Here is a 15,657-nt window from a genome sequence, read left to right on the forward strand (position 1 = left end):
TTTTACCTCACTTTTCCAAATGACAGATTCCCATTCGTGCGTGGTGTGAATGCAAAATTCCCAAGTACCAGCGACGAAAGAATTTCTGCATCGTTGATATACATACGACGGTTACTGATGTATGCAACTTCATTTCCATTTTCCAGAAATGATATCCTGTCATTAATCATCTTCAACGTCAGCGGATTACCTTCCACCCCGATAATAATAGCTCCGTCAATAAACCGTATATATTTTTTTATCTCGTTGAATTCAGAATCTGTACCAGTAGACAGTTTATTTAAATTTTCAGTAAGCTGATTGAAATCAAATACAAAGGAATCTTTAGTCTGTTCAAATTTTGTATTTACCTCTCCTATCAGGCTGTCAACATCCTCCTTGAGATAAGTTTTCTCGCCGACCTCAAACAGAACTTTATCAGATACCTTGTCAATTTCAGCATATGCACTCTGATAGATTGTCTCGATTGCACTTGACTGATCATTCACAATCTCCCATGCCCCTGCTATAGTGTTATAATGTTTCATCAACGGAGGTTCAATGGAAGTATCACACCATAATTTTGTCTTATCTTCCGGCTCTGTAGAACTGATAACAGCGGCATCCTCTCCTCTTATTTTCGTCCAGAAGTATTTCAGAGGATCTGTACTGTCCGCCGCTGTGAAGTCCGTATACTGCCCAATATACAACTTATTGGCACTGTCCGACACAGAAAAGCCACTCTTACCATCCGCACTGTTGGCATATGCTATATGAAGATAAGGCGTCTTACCATCTGCACCGGCCTTTCCGGGTGTCCCCTGAGCTCCATCCGCACCTTTAATCTTACTCCACGAATAGGCTTCAGGATTTGTGCTGTCTGTCACCACATTATCAACATACATCCCAATATAAGTACGGTTACTGTCCGACACGGAAAAATCAGTCTTTCCATCCGCACTGTTGGCATATGCTATATGTGTATACCTGCTCTTACCGTCTGCACCTTTTGGCCCCTGAAGTCCCTGATCTCCTTTCGCACCCTGAAGTCCCTGCAGGCCACGCTGCCCCTGATCTCCTTTATCGCCCTTGTCTCCTTTATCACCTTTTTCACCCTTGATGAGTGACCATGTGTAATCACTTGGGTTCGTACTCTCCGCGGCTGTCGTCTTATTATAGGCCAGACCTATGTAAGCCTTACCAGTGGGATCATCACCCATACCTTCGCCGGATGCACTTGCCGCGTATTTAATCCACGTATAATAGGTCTTTCCATCCGCGCCTTTTCCTCCGGCGACACCCTGATCGCCCTTTTCGCCTTTTATCTTTGACCATGTATAATCCGCATAACTGCTGCTCTCCGCTGCCGTAGTCTTATTATAAGCAAGACCGATATAGGATTTATTGGCAGGATCATCACTCATTCCGTCAGTTGGTGTATCCGCATATTTTAACCATGTATAGTACTGTTTTCCATCCGTACCTTTCGGTCCCTGTACCCCCTGAGGCCCCTGATCACCCTTGATCTTTGTCCAGGAGTATTTCGCAGGATCTGTACTGTCCGCCGCTGTGAAGTCCGTATACTGCCCAATATACAGCTTATTGGCACTATCCGACACTGAAAATCCTGTCTTTCCATCCGCACTATCTGCATAAGCAATATGTAGATAAGGCGTCTTACCATCTGCACCTGCCTTCCCGGGTGTCCCCTGAGCTCCATCCGCACCTTTAATCTTACTCCACGAATAGGCTTCAGGATTTGTGCTGTCTGTCACCACATTATCAACATACATCCCAATATAAGTACGGTTACTGTCCGACACGGAAAAATCAGTCTTTCCATCCGCACTGTTGGCATATGCTATATGTGTATAACTGCTCTTACCGTCTGCACCTTTTGGCCCCTGAAGTCCCTGGTCTCCTTTCACACCCTGAAGTCCCTGAAGACCGCGCTGTCCCTGATCGCCTTTATCACCCTTATCTCCTTTGTCACCCTTTTCACCATATACTCCGGTAACTCTTGGTGTCGTGTTATCCTTCGTTTCATCTGTGTAGATATATTCTTCATATATCCATAAAAACCGGTTTGCCTCTGTGATTGTCGGAATCGTCTTCTGCCATCCTGCGGTTGACGTTGTAATCCCGCTGTCCTTTGAAGAGACGAGATAATATGCGTTCCTTTCTTTGATTCCTTTACCTGGCTCGCCTGTATCTCCTTTTACACCAATCTCTCCTTCAATCTTTTTCCATCTATAATCTCCCGGTTTGTCAGAGTCAGGCTGGTAAAAGTCTACATAAATACCTAACCATCCTCCCGGTGTTTCTCCGCTGTTATCCGTAAATGTTTTTCCGCCATCATTTGAATATTTGATATGTAAAAAAGAGGTATTCCCATCTTCACCATTTTCACCCGGTATCCCGCGGGCGCCCTCGGGTCCCTGTGCCCCCTCGAGCCTCTGCCATTTATAATCTTTCGGATTGTTTGAATCCGCCTCCTGAAAATCAACATACGTTCCGATATACTTATCCGGGGTTTCTGTCATCTGGGATGCTGACGGATTTATCACAGGGCTATATTTGATATGAAAGTAAGAAGACTTTCCGGGATCTCCTGAAGGCCCCTGGATTCCCTGGTCCCCCTGCTCTCCTTTTTCTCCCTTATCGCCTTTATCTCCCTTATCCCCTTTTTCACCGTCATAAATATTCGTGACAGTGACCTCAAATGAACCGCGTACCGTACCGGCCACATCAGTCACTTCATATCTGTATACTTCCTTGCCGGAAACATCAGCGGCTTTAACAATGATTGACTTTCCAGAAGATATCTCCTCCGCATTTTTCAGCCAGCGGATATTCAGATTTCCCGTCACATCCTTGCCGCCATCCATAACAAACGCTGTTAAGGTGGTTGTTCCTTCATTATTTTTGAAAATAATTCCGTTGTCTGTAGTGATTGAACAAGTATATACCTTATTTGCCTCGAACAGTTCGTTCATCTTCTTAAGCAGCGCAGGATCTATCTCCGACTGCAGCTCTTTATAATTACTGAACGTGGTTTTATTCTGCTCTGGATCTGTAAAACTACGGGACTGTTCGGTAACTCTCGCTTGTAAATATAACTCCGGATTATACTCCTCATCAGCAATTGTTACCGTGTCTCCGATGCCCGTATCAAAGTACCCTTCCACCTCGTAACTTATCTGAGGGACACAGTTCTTTTTTAATTCTGCCAGACCTTGGGCATACAGCGTATTTACATTGTCCGTATCATATTCCCAAATTTCAGCAATATACCTTTCGTTTTCGTTGGCCATGAGATTAGACGGAAATCGGTCCCTTGCCTGAACTGCGTAGATATTCCTTTTTCCGGACGGACAAGTATATTCCACCTTGCCCTCTGCATCATACTCTGTCTTATTAATGCTGCTCACTGTAAGCCCGTCTTTTCCAATTGGCCGGATAGCCGTATACAGTTCTGTAATATCTGAAGTTTTCGTAATTCCTGATACATTTCTCCCATAACGGAGTATCACGTCTGTACGGTTACTCCCGACACCCTGAACTGTATCACTGTGTTTCTGATAAACATTCATAACAATACTGTTCAGAGAGTAATCGGGATTTAATCTAGGTATAAATTCTACTTCTGCGTCAAAAACATCAGCTAGGGAAAATATTCTGGCCAGCATTGTCTCTGTCTGGCTCCATTCGTGTTTGACAGATTTACCTGAAACTTCATTTACTCCCAGTGTAACCACTTTTTCGTAATCAAAAATATCCAGATATTGGGCAAATGTCATAGCATTAGTTGCCTTGTAGGCTTCCTTCTGTTCATTCAGCAATTCGAAATTTAAACTGTACGCTTCTACCTCAATCTCATACTCATCTTTCGTCACTGTCATGATATTCAGATAAAAATCACAATCTCTGTAACGAAAGGCCAATTTGTTCCCTTCCGTAAGATACGACGCATCCTTGTGCTTTGCACTGGTTTTAAATGAATAAGTAGCAGCAGATCCTTTGAGATACTGATGAAGTTCATCCTGATAATAATGCATTGATTCCGGAGCCTCATTGTCTAAAAAAGCACATACTTTATCATATGCATTTAACAACGCAATTCTTATATTATCCATTTATAAAAACGCCTCCTTAATCTTTGCCGTTATCGTGGGCGCCGGGTTGCAAAAGTCCGAATAATAGAACTGTACCTTCGTCTCTCCCGGTGGAGCTTTAAAGTATTTACTCCCTATCTGCTCATCATCCATACTGGCAATCCCATTCACATAAACCTTCGTGGCAGACCCGTCTACATATACCGTACTTCCCGCCCGATAACGGTTCGGAATGTCATACCAGTATCCTACGTTGTCTTTTTGAAATAAAACATTGTGGAAATACATCCTTGCAACCAGATTTCCTGCACCGCGTGTTCCCCACTGCCCTAAAAAAATAGTTACTGTCTTTGCTTTCACATTCTTCAGTGCCGGAACCCGATACTGATATTTCTTTCCTCCGAAACAAAATTCAAACAATTCTCCGCTTTTTCGGATATATATATTCGTTCCCACATTATTCGCTGTAACAGACCACGCCGTGGGTTCATATTTGATCCTGTTCTTCTCCTGTAGCTGGACCAGCATGACTGCGGCTGCCTGATTCGTATTGGTTGCCTTTTTTAAAATATGTATGGATGCTAAATGCTGCCCGCTTTCGTCACCGACAACAAATTCCAGCAGCCCCGTCTGCGGGACTTTTCCTGTTTCAAACCAGATTTTTGACTGTGCTAAAAAGTTTGCAGCGCCAATCTCACCATTGGAATCCGCCGGCAGTGTAACCATCTTGCTGGCCCCGTGCCAGTTATTCCCGCTCCCGACACTGTTCAGTGCCAGCGCCGGCTGGCCGTTAACCGTCACTGTCTTAAATGTCCCGTTTTTCGGGAAATTCTCAGTCAGAATGCCCTGTCCGTCTGTCATAGCCCCCATCTCAGATGGATTCTTATAATTAAACAGTTCCTGTGATTTCTGGCGTATCTCCGCATCAACTTCATCCGCCGATCCAAGCTGGATTACCCCGTACTCACTTACAATTCCCACATATCCATTCTCGTGCCCATGTGTAATTGTATAATCAATCGGTACCTCTTTCGTCCCATTATTCACAATCACAGCCTCCAGCACCCCGTCCTGATTCACCGCTGCCGGAAATGTCTTCTCCACTACAGAATGTTTATATGGATCCGCACAGTATATATCAAATTTCCCTGTTACACTCAGCTGCCCCTCCGATACTTCGTCAACTGTACTCTTCGTACCAACAAAGTATTTGTCAGGCTCGTCATAAAAGACAAGCCTGGCCTCCTCCTGATTGAGAATCTGATTGAGTTTATTAAACTTCTCCCGGAATTCTTCCGGGGTGTCTGACTTAAGCGCAAACGCAACAGTGATAACCCGTGGGATATTCCTCTTATACTGGAACTCAGTACCGTCTGAATTACCAATCTGGCGGTCTTGTATTTCAGATTCCAGAAGTTCGCGCCCTGTAACATACAGGGTACGATATCCTTTAATCTCATTCTCAATATAAACTCCGTTTATATTAAGTGCCTCGGCGGGAAGACTATTACTTTCATGCTGTCCCGTTATATCAATAAATTCATACATTATCTATAGCCTCCCATCCATTGTTTAAGCTTTGCTCTTTTAGCAAGTTCTTCCTGTGTATACACTGCACTGCCTTTCGCAATCTCCCTGCCCTCTAAAGTCACTGGTACTTCGAGCACATACGTTTTATTGCTCTGCTCTTTCACAGCTTCCCTGATACCATTCATCGCTTCTCTCATATATGAACCCACACTGCCTGTCCCCTCAAATCCCAACGCTGATACGCCACAATTTATGTGATATGTACCTGGCGACCCGAGAAAATCAGATGCCGTGATCGGCTGCATTGCCTCTGCAAGCGCATTACTTGCACTCTGAACCTTCGGCAGCATATTCAGCATTCCGATAGCAGGACCCATTCCGGCATACTCACCGATTTTTTTAGTAACTTTTGATGGTGAATTAATATCCAATGCACTTCTCATTGTGGCAGCTATTCGATTTGCAATAGAATACGCAGCTGCAACTGCCTGCGACTCTCCTGTCAGCAGACCGCTTGTCAGGCCAGACATTGCAAATTCTCCAACTAAAAAGAGTTTTGACGGTAACGTATCAAATGTTGCTTTGATCTGGCTTACACCCGTGAATGCCGCAATACTCGCAAAGGCCATTCCACTTTGCACAGCAGATACAAAACTTGACATTGCCTCAGCCACTTTAGCATTCACGCTATCCATCGCTGATGTAACAGTATTCTGGATTGCACTGAAGCAATTCTGGTAAGAAACCATGATACTACTTAACCCATCTGTAGACATAAGCTGTACACTGCCCATTGCATTATTTATATTTCCTGCCATATTCCCGGTTTCTGTCGATGCAGTGGCATTCATATTTGCAAGTGCGTTCGCCACGTTATCGCTCATTAGTGCCGTACTTGCAGATGTGTCAGCACTCATAGTACCAAAGTTCATTTTCACGGACTCTCCGGCCTCTAATGTACTGGCCTTCATACTTTCCGAAAGTTCCTGCATTTTTGCCTTTGTATTCTCTGCACCTTCTTCACTTTTCCCGGTAATAAAATCCCATAATCCAGAGAAAAGTCCCTTGATGCCCTCTACGACTGAAGTCAATATCTCAGGTATCGCATTGATAAGTCCTTCACCCAGCGATTTTATGATATTCCAGCCTGCCGCTAAAATTTCAGGCAGCATCTGGGCAATACCGGTAACTAACATCAATATGATCTGAACTCCTGCAAGAATAATCTGTGGCAGATTCTCAACGATCCCCATGATCAAAGACTGTATCATCTGGGCAGCCGATGAAAGAATCTGTGGTAAACTATTCACTAATCCCTGTATTAGCATGGCTATAATCTGTACGCCTGCCTGTAAGATAACAGGTAAATTTTGAGAAATGGTATCAATAATCATTGCCATTCCTTGTAACGCTGCCGCAATAAGTGTTGGTAATGCCTGTATTAACCCTTGTGCCAGATTTATAAGGATCATGATGCCCATTGAAATAATCGTCGGTAAATTTGAAGTTATGGCATTAGTCAGTGTACTGATTATCTCCATAACAGAACTCATTAGCAAATCCATGTTTCCCATAACACCATCAACAAGGCTCATTATTACCTGAAGCCCCAGAATCAGTATTTGCGGCAGCATTGATATGGCAGTTGTTACCAATGTGGTGATCAGGTTTATAGCTGCCGGAATCATCTGGGGGAGATTTGCGGTCAATCCACTAATAAGAGCCGTAACGATTTGCAGCCCTCCGGATGCAACAGCTGGTATATTTGCCTGCATCATATTCATTAAGCTGACAAGAAGGGTACCTCCCATATTTGCAAGTTCTGGTATTTTGCTTGTAATACCGGATACCAGCCCCTGTATAATTTCAGGCCCTTTTGTTGTTACCATTTGGATGACCTCATCAATCTGTCCTCCAAACTGCCCCTGTAATACCCCAAGACCTACAAGAGCCAGCCCCGCAAGTGAAGCCGGACCTACTGATTTTGCAGCAACTCCCATCACTTTTGTAAGTCCGGTAACCATCCCATTCATAGACTTTACGCCTACATCTGCAGTTTTTGATAATCCGGTTCCAATCTTACTGACTACATCTGGCAGTTTTCTGGATTTTTCCCCAATATTATCAATTACCTTCCATATCTTAGGTGCATCTTTATCAAAACGCCCAGTCATAGCGCTAAATTCAAACGATGCTTTACCGATTTTATTTCCAAACATCATAAAACTGCCTTTTGCTATCGGGCCGATATTCCGTATCCTCTGCTCCAGACTATCTGGAATAAGCCCCTGCAGACTTTTTTTAACACCTGGAATCCCGTCAAAACCACTTTTTAAACTTCCCTTCATTTTCTCCAGCTGTTCATTAGCAATTTTTATCTTTCCACTTCCAAAATCCTTCATTTTAGAGAGAACCGTTTCAACTTTAGTACCGACCTTACCTGTTTGGTCCACTATAGATTTAAACTTTTTTAAAAGGTCGTCTGCCGGTTTCGATATCTCATTCATCAATGCAGTCACATTTCCGAATGACTTTTGAAAATCATCTGTAATCTGTGAGAAAAAATTCCCCGAACCTGCGGCAGTTTCGACTTTACTCTCAACTCCCGAGACCATATCTGAAGCTGCTTTAGAAGCACTCTGGAGGGCCTCTAATGATTTCACCGCGCTATTGATTGTGCCTGTAAAGCCATTATCTACTGCGCTTAATACCACCTGTACACTATAGCTCTCCATTTATTTTCCTCCTTTCCATAAATTCAATATATCTGTCTGCAGCCCTGGAAGAAGGCTTCCTTTCTAGTTTCTTCCCCAGCACATTTTTTAGGCGATTCTCATAGTTGAAAAAGTCCTCGAACCTTTTATATACAGGTTCAGAACGAGTTTTTCCCTTTCTTCTTTCCGCTTTTATTTCTCTGTTTACCCAGGCCTGAAGATATATCCTATACTCATCGTCCACTGTTTTAAGACGATATGCTCTCATTCTCAGTTCATATTCATAAAATGTCATGCAGTCAATATCGTTCATCTTAGTCATCCCAAGTAAGCGAAAACAATTAACTACAATTTCCTCATATGTCTCTTCTGACGTTTGACAGCTTATCTCTTCTTCTGTTTCTCCAATTCCTCCGTGAGCTGCTTCATCTTTAGTCTGGTAGCATTTTCCTTTTTTAGTTCACTGATCACCTCGTCAAACAGCTTTTCGATGTCCTCACAGTTCTCGACATATTCATCAATATCACTGACAGCCGGCCTGACCTTCTGTGTACAGGTTCCTGCATAAATCACCTCTGACAAGGCAACCGTATCGTAAGTAAACAGCATTGGAATCTTAAGTTCTAGGCCGGCGCCAAACTTTGCCCCTTCCTTCACAAAATAATTAGCCTTATCCAGCTCACGTATAAATTTAATCCCAAAATGTACCTCAAATTCTTTATCTCTTATATTTAAAACCATATATATTACCTCCTGTATTTTATTTAAGTACTCACGGAAACTCAGCCACATAAAATGTGGAAAAGAGTTTCCGTGAGTGCTAAGTTGTTAAAGAAAGTGGTGTTTCCACTCTTTTAAGCTCCTGCACCTGTTTTCTTAGTATCAGAGAAAACATAATCTGCAATTTCCTGCTGCTCTGTAGTTACAGTCACATCACCGCGCTTACCTGAACCATTAATTCCGAATGTCAGAGAACACTCCACATAATTTTCTGCTGAAGAAGTTTTCTCAAAACTTGTTAAATATCCCTGAAAATACATTCCCTTAAATGTTCCATCAGCTGACCCTTTCTCTGCAAGATTTGCCTCCCAGATCTCGATCAGTTCATCTGCATCCATTGCATCTTCCAGTTTATCGATCATAACATCACCTTCTGTCAGAATAGTGGTCGCTGTAACCTCAACTTCTGCTGCACCCGGCGTGCGGATGGAACCATCCTTAGTCGCTGTTGTCTCAGCCTCTTTGCTCTTTGTTCTGCCATTCTCTGTTGTAAATGCAAGAAGTGTTCCGTCACTTGCAGCCGCATCTTTCTTGATGCGGTATAAATATACGACTTTCTTTCCCTGTACAGCTTCTGCAAACATTTGTAAATTCATTTTTTCCATAGTAGTAATACCTCCATAAATTAAATTGAAACTCTGGCTTCAAAATGCTGTGAAGCAGGTTTGTTCGTTTAAATTGTTAGTCATGATCCTCCAGTCAGCATCCCTTAAGAACCATGCAAATTTCTTGATTGTACCTTCATCTGCCGAATCAGGCAGTATCTTCAATTACTCTTACATGGTGACCGTATCAATTTTCTGCCGGACTTTGTCCGAATATTGATTTTTTTATACATCTTCTGCCCCCTTTCTCATCTAAAGTTAAAATCTTATATGATACAGATGTAGTCTGAATAAGCATCTGCAATCATGAAGATACCTGTAAAAAAAGAGTCTATTAAAACTTTTGACTTTTCCGATATCTTTTCATATCTCACTATCGCCTTCCCCGGAGCCAGATTATATTCTATCTTGTCATCCGTTAAATTTAATATCCCCTTCACTAATGTCTGCAGTAATACGGATACACCCGCGCATACAATATCACTGCCCTGTACAGAATAGCCAGCATGTCCGCTGACTGTTATTTCATCCTTACAAATACATACACGAATCAATCCAATCCTCTTTTCTCTGATCTTCTTTTTTTATCAGTGCACAATAGTAGCATTTATGCAACAACGTGATCAAAAAAAATTTCCACCGCCTCTTCTCTGCTCAAGGGAACTGCCTGTACAATTTTATGTATCTCACCTATCGTCAGTTTATTCCCATTATCCTTCAGCTTTCTGTAAAGTGTACTCCTGTTCATCCCCGCTGAATCTGCAACCGCCTCCAGAGTTGTACCCCTCTCCACAATTTTAGCCTTCAGCTTTACCACATTTACAATCAAATCCGGCAATCTATCACTCTCCCTTGTTGTCAGTATTTTCAGTAGCGTTTATGCAACTCATGTCATTATACTACCTTACTCAGGCAAATAAGTCAATAGTAAAATAGCATTTACGCGATTAATATGTTGCGTTTTTGCATCTTACATGCTATATTATATTCAGGAGGTGTATACACAATGTCCGATACAGGCGAGAGAATCAAACAAAGAAGAAAAGAAATGGGACTGACGGCGGACGTCCTTGCAGAGAAGCTAGGCGTGTCCCGCTCTACAATTTTCCGTTATGAAAAAGGGGATATTGATAAGATCCCCGCTGAGTCATTATCAATTATAGCCGCTGCATTAAACACAACCCCTGCCTATCTCATGGGTTGGAAAGATGACGGTCAGCAATTCTTTCATGGAATATCTGTTTTCCCTACAGTAGAAAAGACGAATCCCATTCCAAAGGGCAGCTATGAAGATCTGGTTATAACCGAGATGGAAAAAATGAATTCGAAGGGGAAGATAAGACTACTCGATACAGCCCGGGAGATGACATGCAACCCGCTGTATAATGATAACTATGAATTAGAAGTCAGGGCAGCCCATACAAGGACTGATATCGAAGTAACGAAAGATATGATAAAACATGATGATAATATCATGGATGATGAAAATTTTTAAAAGTCCCGTTTAAAGGACAGGCTATATGTTATATTTAATTTGGAGGTGTTGACTAATGAACAACTACGAAACACTTTTAGACGAGGCCTGTGAAAACGGTTTAACTGTAAAAGAAAAGCCCCTCATATCCAGCAACGGACGTATAAAAGGAAAAAAGATTGCAATCCGTAAGGATATTGACACAGACGCTGAAAAAGCCTGCACACTTGCTGAAGAACTTGGTCACTATCATACGACCGTGGGAGACATTATGGATATGTCAGACGCCTGGAACCGCAAACAGGAACGGCAGGCAAGACTGGATGGCTATAACAGGCTGATTGGTTTAAAGGGGCTGATCAGCGCATTCGAACACGGATACAGAAACTGGCATGACACAGCCCAGTATCTGGATGTAACAGAAGAATATCTACGGGAATGTATTGATTGCTACCGCGATAAATACGGAATGATAACCACGGTGGATAACTACTGGATCATGTTCATCCCACATTTTGGGATAGGCCGAATCGTTTAAAGGAACTCTGAGTATTATCGAACAAAATGTGGTGTTTTCTCTGATAATTTTTCTGCCATACATACTTTCTGTCAGTTCGGGACATTCTATACCGAGGTGATTTTATGGCATCTTACGTGGCTCCCGAATTAAGGGACAAATTTGAATCTTTACCAATCAATTTGAAAAACTGTATCCTCGAGAAAAATGTCCAGTTAAAGACAATTCATGATTTAATTCGTGTTCTCGAAGATATAGTTGCGGAAGGAGAAGCAGAGTAATCTGCTTCTTTTTCTTCTTCCCGCCGTATTCCTGCCTTTACAGGTTTTCATTAAGGTAATCCTCAATTTCATTCAAACATTCCTCAATATCCTCGTTAGAAAACCGCCTCTCTATCCCGGCCGCCTTAATATGATCCTCCGAAAAATCTTCCTGGTCGGCTAAAAACCTGCGGCACATCTCCGCATACTTCGGTTCATTCTGCTGCAATTCCCTGTCAAGTGCCCTTTTCAGCCTCAACCCGTCTTCCACTTCTACATAGACCGGCAACAATTTATCCCGCCCAAAATAGCGGCTCATCGCCTCAAAAGATTGTAATGTCCCTATTACAATATAATCTTCTTTCTCCAGGTCAATCTGCCCGTCGTCCGCCGTAAAATATTTCCAGATTCCGCACTTGGTATTATATGCCCGGACTTCAATGACACAGCCCTTATCCTCCAACGCCTTCAGCCCGGATTCATCTGTAAAATGATATTCTACCCCATCCGTTTCGCCCTCACGGATTGGCCGCGTGGTATACAATGTAATCGTCCGGAACTCAGGGCGCCTTTCCTTTAATCTTTTAAAAATAGTATCCTTGCCGGATGAACTTTTTCCCATGATATAGCAAATCTTACTCATTTCCCAATACCTCTATTTTTCCTTCTTTTTCGGGTCCCTCAACCGAAAATCCCATCTTTTCATATGCACTAAGCTGTGAGACTGCCTCCGCCGTAATCTCTTCCCCGGGCACAATCAGTGGAATTCCCGGAGGATAGATATATGCATACTCGGCAGAAACAAAACCCTCAGATGACTCCCATGACTTATATTCCGATGCGGATACCTTGTTTTTCATTATCATCCCCGTCTCTGCACTTGTATACACCTGTTTCAGCCGGGGAAGCGAAAAATGTATCTGCTGCTTTTTCTTTACACTACTTCTTTCGGATGCGATCCGTGCATCTATCTCTTCTAGCGCCTCCACAAGTCTCTCCATGCCTTCCGCAGTATCTCCGACAGAAGTCATGGCAAGCACATAGGAACCGGCAGTCATTTCCATCTGCAAATGATATTGGTTCAATAATACCTCATACAACCCTCTGCTCGTAATGTCTGTACCTTTCACAGAAATCACGATTTTCGACCTGTCGAAACTGTCCGTCTCAATCAGTTTTAAATTTTTCATCCTGCCCAGCCTTGCTCTCACCTTTTCCAGTAATTCCACATAGGTCTGAAAACATCTGGTGCTGCCATTATCCAGCATTCTAATACATTCATCCATCCCCGCCATAAGTACATAGGACGGACTACTTGTCTGAAGCATATGCAGATAGCGTTTAATTTCCCTCCTGTCCACAAAGCTGCCATTGAGATGTATCAAAGCCGTCTGAGTAAGCGATGGGAGCGTCTTGTGCAGACTATGTATCACAACATCCGCCCCCAGTACATTAGAATTTTGGGGGAAATATGGATGCATGCCGAAATGAGCGCCGTGAGCTTCATCTACAATCAGTGGAATTCCTTTCCTATGCGCGGCCTCTGCAATTGCCCCCACATCTGAGACAACACCATCATATGTGGGAGACGTAATCACAACCGCCCTGATGTCATTGTGCTGTTCCAGAGTCCTCGTAACCTCTGCCGGATTAATGTGCCCATTCAGTTCAATATCGCTGTAAAACTCAGGATAAATATATACCGGCTTCAATTCATTCATATATACGGCATGATAAACCGACCGGTGGCAATTTCTGGCACACAGTATCTTATCCCCTTTTGCAGTACATCCCATAACAGCACTTAGTATTCCCGAAGTACTGCCATTAATCAAATAAAAAGTTTCATCCGCATGATAAACAGATGCCGCCCGCTTTTGAGCCTGCAGCAAAATCCCATCTGCATGGTGAAGATCGTCAAAGCCGTCAATCTCCGTAATATCAAGACCATAAGGCAGATCACATCCTGTCAGATCCCCATTCCTCTTATGACCGGGCATATGAAAAGCATAATAGTCTGAATTTCTATATTTTATTAACTTATCATATAAGTATTCCATCATTACAACTCCCTTTTAAAATAAAACCTGTTTCATCAGGACTCCTTCTATGGTAACATAAATAACAAGTATATCTCAATATTTTATTCGATATTATAGTTGTATTGCAGTATCAATAAGCAAACCGTGGCAAAGGAGGATTTCTATGAAAGTTATTTACGAAGAAACTCTAAAAAATTATATGGAAAAAAGATCTATAGAAACCATAATCATTGAAGCCTATACTGGCAGATCCTGAACAGGCGTGCCCGAGCTGTCAGCAAGGTTTGCTGACCCAAAGACTGCCGAGAGGACCAAAAAGAAAAACTGCCGGGTAATAAAAGGGGAGATTGGAGAAATACTCATTCTTACACCGGGACTGAAATATGACAAAACCATAACTCTGCATCTCAACAATTTTCTTGGTATAAAAAATATAGAAGTTGATGGAATCAAACCTTGATTGTGACATAAAAAAAGTACCGCAAACCCTAGTAAATACAGAATTTGCGGTACTTTTTCCAGATGAGCGTGCGGGGATTCGAACCCCGGACAACTTGATTAAAAGTCAAGTGCTCTACCACCTGAGCTACACGCCCCTAATTATAGACTATCTTTCTTTTGGCAAAGAAAATGCCCAGAGCCGGAATCGAACCAGCGACACGAGGATTTTCAGTCCTCTGCTCTACCAACTGAGCTATCTGGGCATTAGACTTAAAAAGTCTGAGTTGCGGGGGCAGGATTTGAACCTACGACCTTCGGGTTATGAGCCCGACGAGCTTCCAGACTGCTCCACCCCGCGTTATTAAATTTTAATTATCTCGGTTGAGATAAAGCCGATGATCGGACTCGAACCGATAACCTGCTGATTACAAATCAGCTGCTCTGCCAATTGAGCCACATCGGCATTATAACTATTGTGCCAAACCATTTCGGCTAATTGGCTTTAAAGGAAAATCCTTTAAGTGGATGGAGAAGGATTCGAACCTTCGAAGGCGTTGCCAACAGATTTACAGTCTGCCCCCTTTGGCCACTCGGGAATCCATCCATTTTGTAAGTGGGACCTATAGGGCTCGAACCTATGACCCTCTGCTTGTAAGGCAGATGCTCTCCCAGCTGAGCTAAGATCCCACATCATTTTGTTTCACACTATTTAATTAGTATGATAATGCAATTCCACGAAGCTTGATTAAATCTTACTCTGTGATACTGCAACGACCCAGAAGAGACTCGAACTCTCGACCTCCGCCGTGACAGGGCGGCGCTCTAACCAACTGAGCCACTGGGCCTTATGAAGATATATACCTTCAAAACCGCATACAAAGAATCTTTCCATCCATTTCCTATCACCCTGCTTGGTTATGCCCTCGACCTATTAGTAACAGTCAGCTCCATGCGTTGCCGCACTTCCACCTCTGCCCTATCTACCTCGTCGTCTTCAAGGGGTCTTACTAACTTGACGTTATGGGATATCTCATCTTGAGGGGGGCTTCACGCTTAGATGCCTTCAGCGTTTATCCCTTCCCGGCTTGGCTACTCTGCTATGCCCTTGGCAGGACAACAGATACACCAGCGGCCAGTCCAACCCGGTCCTCTCGTACTAAGGTCAGCTCCTCTCAAATATCCTACGCCCACGCCGGATAG

At 43.0% G+C, this 15,657-nt stretch carries 13 protein-coding genes, 7 tRNA genes and 1 rRNA gene; 3 read left to right on the forward strand and 18 right to left on the reverse strand.

Going from position 1 to position 15,657, the window contains the following annotated elements:
• Nucleotides 1-2: 2 nt before the first annotated feature.
• The 8 genes from A8806_RS26455 to A8806_RS25025 all read right to left on the reverse strand — a co-directional run bounded on the left by A8806_RS26455 (nucleotide 3) and on the right by A8806_RS25025 (nucleotide 10,561).
• Nucleotides 3-4,115 (reverse strand): phage tail spike protein, encoded by a 4,113-nt coding sequence (locus A8806_RS26455; RefSeq protein WP_112132953.1) that lies wholly within the window; start codon nucleotides 4,113-4,115, stop codon nucleotides 3-5.
• A complete protein-coding gene (locus tag A8806_RS24995) occupies nucleotides 4,116-5,642 on the reverse strand; it encodes a distal tail protein Dit (protein ID WP_109733888.1) in 1,527 nt (508 codons plus the stop codon). It abuts the gene before it with no gap.
• On the reverse strand, nucleotides 5,642-8,359 hold the full coding sequence (locus tag A8806_RS25000; RefSeq protein WP_109733889.1) for a phage tail protein: 2,718 nt from the start codon (nucleotides 8,357-8,359) through the stop codon (nucleotides 5,642-5,644). The genes A8806_RS24995 and A8806_RS25000 overlap by 1 nt, the downstream gene beginning before the upstream one ends.
• Entirely contained in the window at nucleotides 8,346-8,651 is a 306-nt protein-coding gene (locus A8806_RS25005; RefSeq protein WP_181368870.1) for a hypothetical protein, read from the reverse strand. The genes A8806_RS25000 and A8806_RS25005 overlap by 14 nt, the downstream gene beginning before the upstream one ends.
• 71 nt (nucleotides 8,652-8,722) lie before the next feature.
• A complete protein-coding gene (locus tag A8806_RS25010) occupies nucleotides 8,723-9,079 on the reverse strand; it encodes a tail assembly chaperone (RefSeq protein WP_181368871.1) in 357 nt (118 codons plus the stop codon).
• 113 nt (nucleotides 9,080-9,192) lie between these two features.
• On the reverse strand, nucleotides 9,193-9,723 hold the full coding sequence (locus tag A8806_RS25015; protein ID WP_109733891.1) for a phage major tail protein, TP901-1 family: 531 nt from the start codon (nucleotides 9,721-9,723) through the stop codon (nucleotides 9,193-9,195).
• 266 nt (nucleotides 9,724-9,989) lie between these two features.
• Nucleotides 9,990-10,277 carry a ribosomal-processing cysteine protease Prp gene (locus A8806_RS25020; RefSeq protein WP_109733892.1) on the reverse strand — a complete coding sequence of 96 codons (288 nt, stop codon included), beginning with the start codon at nucleotides 10,275-10,277 and terminating at the stop codon, nucleotides 9,990-9,992.
• Nucleotides 10,278-10,330: 53 nt separating this feature from the next.
• Nucleotides 10,331-10,561: a helix-turn-helix domain-containing protein gene (locus tag A8806_RS25025; RefSeq protein ID WP_242996269.1), complete on the reverse strand. Its 231-nt coding sequence runs from the start codon at nucleotides 10,559-10,561 to the stop codon at nucleotides 10,331-10,333.
• A 168-nt stretch (nucleotides 10,562-10,729) separates the two neighbouring features.
• Between A8806_RS25025 and A8806_RS27085 the strand changes: the two genes are divergently transcribed.
• From A8806_RS27085 to A8806_RS26365, 3 genes are all read left to right on the forward strand, one after another.
• Nucleotides 10,730-11,218: a helix-turn-helix domain-containing protein gene (locus A8806_RS27085; protein WP_109733893.1), complete on the forward strand. Its 489-nt coding sequence runs from the start codon at nucleotides 10,730-10,732 to the stop codon at nucleotides 11,216-11,218.
• A 55-nt stretch (nucleotides 11,219-11,273) separates the two neighbouring features.
• Complete coding sequence (locus tag A8806_RS25035) at nucleotides 11,274-11,735, forward strand: ImmA/IrrE family metallo-endopeptidase (RefSeq protein WP_109733894.1); 462 nt, start codon at nucleotides 11,274-11,276, stop codon at nucleotides 11,733-11,735.
• A gap of 104 nt (nucleotides 11,736-11,839) precedes the next feature.
• The gene (locus tag A8806_RS26365) at nucleotides 11,840-11,995 is read left to right on the forward strand and encodes a hypothetical protein (RefSeq protein WP_181368872.1); all 156 of its coding nucleotides are present in this window, start codon (nucleotides 11,840-11,842) and stop codon (nucleotides 11,993-11,995) included.
• Between the two features lie 37 nt (nucleotides 11,996-12,032).
• Here A8806_RS26365 and A8806_RS25040 read toward each other — a convergent pair whose 3' ends face one another.
• The 10 genes from A8806_RS25040 to A8806_RS25090 all read right to left on the reverse strand — a co-directional run.
• Nucleotides 12,033-12,617, reverse strand: coding sequence for a nucleoside/nucleotide kinase family protein (locus A8806_RS25040; RefSeq protein WP_109733895.1), 585 nt, complete (start codon nucleotides 12,615-12,617; stop codon nucleotides 12,033-12,035).
• A complete protein-coding gene (locus tag A8806_RS25045) occupies nucleotides 12,610-14,034 on the reverse strand; it encodes an aminotransferase class I/II-fold pyridoxal phosphate-dependent enzyme (protein ID WP_109733896.1) in 1,425 nt (474 codons plus the stop codon). The genes A8806_RS25040 and A8806_RS25045 overlap by 8 nt, the downstream gene beginning before the upstream one ends.
• Nucleotides 14,035-14,539: 505 nt before the next feature.
• Nucleotides 14,540-14,612, reverse strand: a tRNA-Lys gene (locus tag A8806_RS25055).
• Between the two features lie 35 nt (nucleotides 14,613-14,647).
• Nucleotides 14,648-14,720 (reverse strand) — tRNA-Phe (locus A8806_RS25060).
• A 21-nt stretch (nucleotides 14,721-14,741) separates the two neighbouring features.
• Nucleotides 14,742-14,815 (reverse strand) — tRNA-Met (locus tag A8806_RS25065).
• A 32-nt stretch (nucleotides 14,816-14,847) separates the two neighbouring features.
• Nucleotides 14,848-14,920: transfer RNA gene (locus A8806_RS25070), tRNA-Thr, on the reverse strand.
• Nucleotides 14,921-14,979: 59 nt separating this feature from the next.
• Nucleotides 14,980-15,061, reverse strand: a tRNA-Tyr gene (locus A8806_RS25075).
• A gap of 10 nt (nucleotides 15,062-15,071) precedes the next feature.
• Nucleotides 15,072-15,144: transfer RNA gene (locus A8806_RS25080), tRNA-Val, on the reverse strand.
• 84 nt (nucleotides 15,145-15,228) lie between these two features.
• Nucleotides 15,229-15,302: transfer RNA gene (locus A8806_RS25085), tRNA-Asp, on the reverse strand.
• A 66-nt stretch (nucleotides 15,303-15,368) separates the two neighbouring features.
• Nucleotides 15,369-15,657, reverse strand: a 23S ribosomal RNA gene (locus A8806_RS25090); the annotation flags it as partial.

The sequence above is a fragment of the Faecalicatena orotica genome (assembly GCF_003149245.1).
Classification (GTDB): Bacteria; Bacillota; Clostridia; order Lachnospirales; family Lachnospiraceae; genus Faecalicatena_A; species Faecalicatena_A orotica.

Excerpts from the sequence above, each read along its gene's own strand:
- A8806_RS26455 (WP_112132953.1), bottom strand. The coding sequence starts at position 4,115 with ATGGATAATATAAGAATTGCGTTGTTAAATGCATATGATAAAGTATGT.
- A8806_RS24995 (WP_109733888.1), bottom strand. The coding sequence starts at position 5,642 with ATGTATGAATTTATTGATATAACGGGACAGCATGAAAGTAATAGTCTT.
- A8806_RS25000 (WP_109733889.1), bottom strand. The coding sequence starts at position 8,359 with ATGGAGAGCTATAGTGTACAGGTGGTATTAAGCGCAGTAGATAATGGC.
- A8806_RS25005 (WP_181368870.1), bottom strand. The coding sequence starts at position 8,651 with ATGAACGATATTGACTGCATGACATTTTATGAATATGAACTGAGAATG.
- A8806_RS25010 (WP_181368871.1), bottom strand. The coding sequence starts at position 9,079 with ATGGTTTTAAATATAAGAGATAAAGAATTTGAGGTACATTTTGGGATT.
- A8806_RS25015 (WP_109733891.1), bottom strand. The coding sequence starts at position 9,723 with ATGGAAAAAATGAATTTACAAATGTTTGCAGAAGCTGTACAGGGAAAG.
- A8806_RS27085 (WP_109733893.1), top strand. The coding sequence starts at position 10,730 with ATGTCCGATACAGGCGAGAGAATCAAACAAAGAAGAAAAGAAATGGGA.
- A8806_RS25035 (WP_109733894.1), top strand. The coding sequence starts at position 11,274 with ATGAACAACTACGAAACACTTTTAGACGAGGCCTGTGAAAACGGTTTA.
- A8806_RS26365 (WP_181368872.1), top strand. The coding sequence starts at position 11,840 with ATGGCATCTTACGTGGCTCCCGAATTAAGGGACAAATTTGAATCTTTA.
- A8806_RS25040 (WP_109733895.1), bottom strand. The coding sequence starts at position 12,617 with ATGAGTAAGATTTGCTATATCATGGGAAAAAGTTCATCCGGCAAGGAT.
- A8806_RS25045 (WP_109733896.1), bottom strand. The coding sequence starts at position 14,034 with ATGGAATACTTATATGATAAGTTAATAAAATATAGAAATTCAGACTAT.